This is a genomic window from Mycobacterium sp. TH-M15 (assembly GCF_057473705.1).
Map to the genome: position 1 here is coordinate 1 of NZ_JBYCLB010000105.1, position 6,988 is coordinate 6,988.

Sequence of the window (6,988 nt, forward strand, 5' to 3'; positions counted from 1 at the left end):
GATGGTCCGGGGCCACCCCGGAGCGCACCAGACCCCACGGGGTCGGCAGCATCTCCAGCATGTCGACGTGCACGTCGACCGCGTCGGGGGTGCTCGCAGCCAGCTTGAGCAGCGATGCGGCGGCGAAATAGCCGGATGGCCCGGAGCCGACGATCGCGACGTGGTAGGGGCGCATCCTCACAGCCTTCCGTTCGCGGTTACCCGCCGATGCTAAGCCCTCGGCCGCGAGCGGAATCGGCCGGTCGGCGTTGCCGAGGCGGCAACGGTAACGTTGACATGCGTGGAAACCGACCGTCAGTCCGACATCGCCGCCCTAGACGCCACCTTGACCACGGTGGAGCGGGTGATCGACGTCGATGGGCTGCGCAGCCGGATCGACAAACTCGAACACCAGGCGGCCGACCCGAACCTCTGGGACGACCAGGCCAACGCTCAGAAGGTGACCAGTGAGCTCTCCCACGCCCAGGGTGAGCTGCGCCGCGTCGAGGCGCTGCGCCGTCGCCTCGACGACCTGCCGGTGCTCTACGAGCTGGCCGGCGAGGAGGAAGCGGCCGACTCGGCTGTCGAAGCCCTCGCCGAGGCCGACGCCGAGCTGACCGCGCTGCACGCCGACATCGAGGCGATGGAGGTGCGCACCCTGCTCTCCGGCGAGTACGACGAGCGTGAGGCGCTGATCACCATCCGCTCCGGGGCCGGCGGGGTGGACGCCGCCGACTGGGCCGAGATGCTGATGCGGATGTACATCCGCTGGGCCGAGCAGCACGACTACGGCGTCGAGGTGTTCGACACCTCCTACGCCGAGGAGGCCGGGATCAAGAGCGCCACCTTCGCGGTGCATGCGCCGTTCGCCTACGGCACCCTCTCGGTGGAGCAGGGCACCCACCGGCTGGTGCGGATCAGCCCGTTCGACAACCAGAGCCGACGGCAGACGTCGTTCGCCGAGGTGGAGGTGCTGCCGGTGGTGGAGACCACCGATCACATCGACATCCCGGACGGTGACGTGCGGGTCGACGTCTACCGCTCCAGCGGCCCGGGCGGCCAGTCGGTGAACACCACCGATTCGGCGGTCCGGCTCACCCACGTTCCCACCGGCATCGTCGTCACTTGCCAGAACGAGAAGTCGCAGCTGCAGAACAAGGTGTCGGCGATGCGGGTGTTGCAGGCAAAGCTGTTGGAGCGCAAGCGGTTGGAGGAGCGCGCCGAGCTAGACGCACTCAAAGGCGAGGGCGGCAGCTCGTGGGGGAACCAGATGCGCTCCTACGTGCTGCACCCGTACCAGATGGTCAAGGACCTGCGCACCGAATTCGAGGTCGGCAACCCGGCGGCGGTGCTCGACGGCGACATCGACGGCTTCCTGGAGGCCGGAATCCGGTGGCGCAACAGCAAAGATGACTGACGTCGCCGCGTTCTCGGCCAGCCCCGCACCGGTGTGGCATGACTTCTGGCACGGCGAGGTCGGCGAGTGGATCATCAGCCGGGGCCTGCGGATCGTCATGCTGCTGATCGGGGCGGTGCTGACGGCCCGATTCATCACCTGGGCGACGCGGCAGGTCACCTCGCGGCTGGAGGCTGGCTTCCGCACCGGTGATGCGCTGGTGCGCACCGAGGCATCCAAGCACCGCCAGGCGGTCGCTTCGGTGATCTCCTGGGGGCTGGTCGTGCTGGTCGGCGTGGTGGTGGTCGTCGAGATCACCGACATCGTCGACGTCCCGGTCGGTTCGCTGGTGGGGCCGGCCGCCGTGCTCGGTGGCGCATTGGGCTTCGGCGCCCAGAAACTGGTCCAGGATCTGCTGAGCGGGTTTTTCATCATCGCCGAGAAGCAGTACGGCTTCGGCGATCTGGTCCAGCTGAGCATGGCCGGTGCGCTGACCGAGGCGTTGGGCACCGTCGAAGAGGTGACGCTGCGGGTGACCAAGCTGCGCACCGCCGACGGCGAGGTCTTCACCGTGCCGAACGGCAACATCGTCCGGTCGTTGAACCTGTCCAAGGACTGGGCGCGCGCGGTCGTCGACATCCCGGTGCCGACCACCGCCGACTTCGGTCAGGTCAACGAGGTGCTGCACCAGATCTGCCAGCACGCGATGGACGACGCGCCGCTGCGGGATCTGCTGCTGGATCGGCCGTCGCTGATGGGGGTGGAGCGCATCGAGGTCGGCGTGGTCAGCCTGCGGATGGTGGCCCGCACGCTGCCCGGCAAGCAGTTCGAGGTGGGCCGGCTGCTGCGGGCCCGGGTGGTCCGCGCCCTCGCCCGGGTCGGTGTGGTCACCGCGGGCGAGGCGTCCCCGAGCGTCGCGACCATCGCCCACCCGGCGGTCGCCGACGAGGCCGGGGAGGCCGCCGAACAAGACGCCGCCGGGGAGGGACCGGTGCAGAGCCGGTGAGCCCCGACCCCAACCCAGCCACCACCAAGGACGCCGTACGCCGCTTCCCGGGGTATCTGTTCGGCGGTCGGGTGCGCACCTCCACCCTGGCGCTGATCGTGGCGTTCGCGCTGGCCTGGTGGGCCTATGACACCTACCAGCCGGAGCCGGCACCGCGGTCGACGCCGCAGGTGGTGCCGCCGGGTTTCGTTCCCGACCCCAACTACACCTGGGTACCGCGCACCCGGGTGTGGCAACCGCCGGCGCAGGTGCCGGAGCAGACCGTCCCGACGACCACCGCCCCGGTAACCACCACCCCGGCGACCGGCGCCGAGACGACCGCCACCGCACCGACGTCCAGCGTCGCGCCGGATGAGCCCGGATCCAACGAGCCGCCGACCCCCGGGGCACCGCCGACCCCCGGGGCACCGCCGACCCCCGGGGCGCCGCCGACGCCCGGGGCACCGCCGACACCGCCGTCGCATCCGCCGGCGCCGCCGACCATCACCACGCCGCCGCCTCCGCCCTGACCCGGCGGCCCGCGGCACACGGCTACACTGGCGTGCCGTGATGATCACGCTGGATCGGGTCAGCAAGCAGTACAAATCGTCGGGACGGCCAGCGCTGGACGACGTCAGCGTCAAGGTCGACAAGGGCGAGTTCGTCTTCCTGATCGGGCCGTCCGGCTCGGGAAAATCGACGTTCATGCGGCTGCTGCTCGCCGCGGAGTCGCCGACCAGCGGCGATATCCAGGTGTCGAAGTTCCACGTCAACAAGCTGCCCGGCCGGCACATCCCGGACCTGCGCCAGGTGCTCGGCTGCGTGTTCCAGGATTTCCGACTGCTGCAGCAGAAGACCGTCTTCGGCAACGTGGCGTTCGCCCTGGAGGTGATCGGCAAGAAGCCCGAGACGATCAACCGGGTGGTTCCCGACGTGCTGGAGATGGTCGGCCTCTCCGGCAAGGCCAACCGGATGCCCGGCGAACTCTCCGGCGGCGAGCAGCAGCGGGTGGCGATCGCCCGGGCGTTCGTGAACCGGCCGCTGGTGCTGCTCGCCGACGAGCCCACCGGAAACCTCGATCCGGACACCAGCGGGGGAATCATGGATCTGCTGGAACGGATCAACCGCACCGGGACGACGGTGCTGATGGCCACCCACGACCATCACATCGTGGACTCGATGCGGCAGCGGGTGGTCGAGCTGTCGCTGGGCAGACTGGTCCGCGACGAACAGCGCGGTGCCTACGGAATGGATCGTTGAGTGCGTTTCGAGTTCCTGCTCAACGAGGTCCTGACCGGCCTGCGGCGCAACGTCACCATGACGGTGGCGATGATCCTGACCACGGCCATCTCCATCGGCCTGTTCGGCGGCGGGCTGCTGGTGGTGCGGCTGACCGACCAGTCCCGGCACATCTACCTGGACCGGGTCGAGTCGCAGGTGTTCTTGAACCAGGACATCTCCGTGCCCGACCCGAATTGCGAGGCCGACGCCTGCAAGGCGTTGCGCGAACTGATCGAGAAGCGCGACGACGTCAAGTCGGTGCGCTTCCTCAGCCAGGCCGACGCCTACGCCGACGCGATCCGCAAGTTCCCGGAATACAAGGACGTCGCCGACCCGGACACGTTCGCGCCGTCGTTCGTGGTCAAGCTGGAGGACCCCGAGCACAGCGAGGCTTTCGACGCCGCATTGACGGACCAGCCCGGCGTGCTCAAGGTGGAGAACCAGAAGAAACTGGTCGACCGGTTGTTCGCGATCTTCGACGACGTACGCAATGCGGCGTTCGCCGTCGCGCTGGTCCAGGCGGTGGCGGCTGTCTTGTTGATCGCCAACATGGTTCAGGTCGCCGCCTACACCCGGCGCACCGAGATCAGCATCATGCGGCTGGTCGGCGCCAGCCGCTGGTACACCCAGCTGCCGTTCCTGCTGGAAGCGGTGGTGGCGGCCACCATCGGTGTGGCGCTTGCTGTGATCGGGCTGATCGTCGTCCGAGCGCTGTTCCTGGACAGCGCGCTCAACCAGTTCTACCAGGCTCACCTGCTCGCGATGATCGACTATCGCGACGTGCTCTACATAGCCCCGATCCTGTTGCTGCTCGGCGTGGCGATGTCCGCCCTGACCGCCTATGCGACACTACGCCTGTACGTGCGACGGTAGCGGTGGCCAAGAAAGCGGGCGCGGGGAAGCGCGGTGACACGCGGCCCGCTAAGCAGGTGATCGCCACCAATCGCAAAGCCAAGCACAACTATTCGATCCTGGAGGTGTTCGAGGTCGGGGTCGCGCTGGTCGGCACCGAGGTGAAAAGCCTGCGCTCCGGTCAGGCGTCGCTGGTCGACGCGTTCGCCACCATCGACGACGGCGAGGTGTGGCTGCGCAATATGCACATCCCGGAGTACCACCACGGCACCTGGACCAACCACGCCCCGCGGCGCAACCGGAAACTGCTGCTGCACCGTCGCCAGATCGACACCCTGGTGGGCAAGCTCCGCGACGGCAACCTCACCTTGGTCCCGCTGTCGGTCTACTTCACCGCCGGCAAGGTCAAAGTCGAGTTGGCGCTGGCCCGAGGCAAGCAGGCCCACGACAAGCGCCAAGACCTCGCCCGCCGGGACGCCCAGCGGGAGATGACCCGCGCGCTGGGCCGACGAGCCAAGGGCATGACCTGATCGGCCCGGTCTGCGCACTGCTGTCGGCGGTCGGCTTCGGGGTGAGCGACTTCGCCGGCGGGATCGCCGCACGGCGGGTGCCGGCGCTGCGGGTGGTGCTGGTCTCCTACCCGGTGTCGATGGTGCTGCTGTCAGCGCTGGCGGTGCTGGTGGGCGGGCCGATCCTGCCGGGCGCGGTCGGCTGGGGGTGCGCCTGCGGGGTCGTCCTGGCGCTGGGCGGGTGGTGGTTCTACGCGGCGCTGGGCTCCGGCCCCATCTCGGTGGTGTCGCCGCTCGCCGCGGTGCTGACCGCCGCGGTGCCGGTCGGGGTCGGGCTGGCCATGGGGGAGCGGCCCAGTGCGGTCGCGTCGATCGGTGTGCTGCTGGCGCTGGCGTCGGTGGTCCTGGTGAGTCGGGAGGCCACCGACGAGGACGTCCGGCCGCACCGGTTCACCGCGAAGGTGGCCTGGCTGACGATCGGGGCGGGCCTGTCGTTCGGGCTGAACTTCGTGTTCATCGCCCAGGCGCCGACCGAGTCCCGGTTGTGGCCGCTGATGTTCGCCCGGACGGTGGCCGCGGTGCTCGTGGTCGCCGTCTCCGCCGCGGCCGGTGGCCTCGGGCTGCCAGCCGGCCCGCCGATGAAGCTGGCCGTGGCGGCCGCCCTGCTGGACGTCGGCGGCAACGTCGCCATGCTGTTCGCCCTGTGGAATGCGCCGCTGTCGCTGGCGAGCGTGCTGATCTCGCTCTTCCCGGCGGTCACCGTGCTGCTGGCCATCGTGGTACTGCGCGAACGGACCCACCCCGGGCAGGTCATCGGCATGGCGCTGGCGGCGACGTCGGTGGCGATGATCGTCGGCGGGTGAACAACGCTGGTTGCCGTCTCCGGTGCCGGGTATCATGAGAGGTCCGCCGAAAGTCGGCGGCACTACCCGAATGAGAAAGACAGGGGGCTGAACGGTTTCGACTTCGAGCGTCGAATCAAGGGAAGCGTGCCGGTGCAGGCAAGAGACCACCGTAAGCGTCGTTGCAACCAATTAAGCGCCGACTCTGTTCAGCGCGACTACGCCCTCGCTGCCTAAGCGACGGCGGGTCTGTCAGACCGGGCTCTCCCTCGACCCGGACCCTGGCATCAGCTAGAGGGATCACCGATGCGTTCGGTCGCGGGGCGTATCGGGACACCAACAGCGACTGGGACCGTCATCCCGGCTGGTTCGTGTGACCGGGAGGTTCGAGTAGAGGCATAGCGAACTGCGCACGGAGAAGCCTTGAGGGAACGCCGTAGGACCCGGGTTCGATTCCCGGCAGCTCCACCCGAGACGGCCCTGACCTGCGACGCCAGGTCAGGGCCGCACCCTTGAGCCGGTACCCGTCGGCGATCGGCCGCTCGACCGTCTGCTGCAGCAGCGTCACCGGATCGTGGAATCTGCGTTGTCTATGCCGCTTTTCCTCATCGTCATCAGCAAAACGCCAGGTGAAACGTGCGATCGAGGATAGGGGTGTTGTTTGAGACGGCTGAGGTAGGCCGTACTAGTGGGCCTGCTGGTGATTCCAGTCCTGACGCCTGACTGCGACGGCACCGGCTCCAGCCAGATTCCCCGCGAATCGGCGACATTTCTGCCGCGGATCGGCGAAATAGATCTCGCGACTCGGCGATGCACGCCTCGCGAATCGGCGACATCTGGGTATGCTGTCGCCGTGAATGTGCGGCCCCATGTCGCCCGAAACCTACGTCCGAGGGTTGAAGAGGCCCTGGCCGACACGCGGATCGTTGTCGTTCAGGGCGCGCGACAGGTTGGCAAGTCCACCCTGGCGGCCGAGATCACACGCCACCGTGGGCGATTCGTCACCCTCGACGACGACGTGACCCGAACGGCAGCGGCCACAGATCACCACAGTTTCGTTCGCCAGTTTCCCGACGGACTACTCACGATCGACGAAGTGCAACGGGTCCCAGAACTGGTCCTTGCGCTCAAGACCACCGTTGAC

Annotated in this window: 8 protein-coding genes, 1 other RNA gene and 1 pseudogene; 9 read left to right on the forward strand and 1 reads right to left on the reverse strand. The window is 68.4% G+C overall.

What is annotated here, in order from left to right:
- A pseudogene (locus AC2VNT_RS02640) lies at positions 1 to 175 on the reverse strand (NADP oxidoreductase); the annotation flags it as partial.
- Between the two features lie 105 nt (positions 176 to 280).
- Here AC2VNT_RS02640 and prfB point away from each other — a divergent pair.
- The 9 genes from prfB to AC2VNT_RS02685 all read left to right on the forward strand — a co-directional run.
- Positions 281 to 1,396, forward strand: a complete 1,116-nt coding sequence (gene prfB, locus AC2VNT_RS02645) for a peptide chain release factor 2 (RefSeq protein WP_486945379.1) — start codon at positions 281 to 283, stop codon at positions 1,394 to 1,396.
- A complete protein-coding gene (locus AC2VNT_RS02650; RefSeq protein ID WP_486945380.1) occupies positions 1,389 to 2,381 on the forward strand; it encodes a mechanosensitive ion channel family protein in 993 nt (330 codons plus the stop codon). Before prfB ends, AC2VNT_RS02650 begins: the two co-directional genes overlap by 8 nt.
- Positions 2,378 to 2,890, forward strand: a complete 513-nt coding sequence (locus AC2VNT_RS02655) for an Rv3103c family proline-rich protein (protein WP_486945381.1) — start codon at positions 2,378 to 2,380, stop codon at positions 2,888 to 2,890. Before AC2VNT_RS02650 ends, AC2VNT_RS02655 begins: the two co-directional genes overlap by 4 nt.
- Positions 2,891 to 2,930: 40 nt before the next feature.
- Entirely contained in the window at positions 2,931 to 3,620 is a 690-nt protein-coding gene (ftsE, locus tag AC2VNT_RS02660) for a cell division ATP-binding protein FtsE (protein ID WP_486945385.1), read from the forward strand.
- Entirely contained in the window at positions 3,621 to 4,514 is an 894-nt protein-coding gene (gene ftsX, locus AC2VNT_RS02665) for a permease-like cell division protein FtsX (RefSeq protein WP_486945382.1), read from the forward strand. It begins immediately after the preceding gene.
- Between the two features lie 2 nt (positions 4,515 to 4,516).
- Entirely contained in the window at positions 4,517 to 5,023 is a 507-nt protein-coding gene (gene smpB / locus AC2VNT_RS02670) for an SsrA-binding protein SmpB (protein ID WP_486945383.1), read from the forward strand.
- Positions 5,020 to 5,865, forward strand: coding sequence for an EamA family transporter (locus AC2VNT_RS02675; RefSeq protein ID WP_486945386.1), 846 nt, complete (start codon positions 5,020 to 5,022; stop codon positions 5,863 to 5,865). Before smpB ends, AC2VNT_RS02675 begins: the two co-directional genes overlap by 4 nt.
- 83 nt (positions 5,866 to 5,948) lie before the next feature.
- Positions 5,949 to 6,315: a transfer-messenger RNA gene (ssrA, locus tag AC2VNT_RS02680) on the forward strand.
- Positions 6,316 to 6,532: 217 nt separating this feature from the next.
- A partial coding sequence (locus AC2VNT_RS02685) for an AAA family ATPase (protein ID WP_486945384.1) occupies positions 6,533 to 6,988 on the forward strand: 456 nt, incomplete at its 3' end.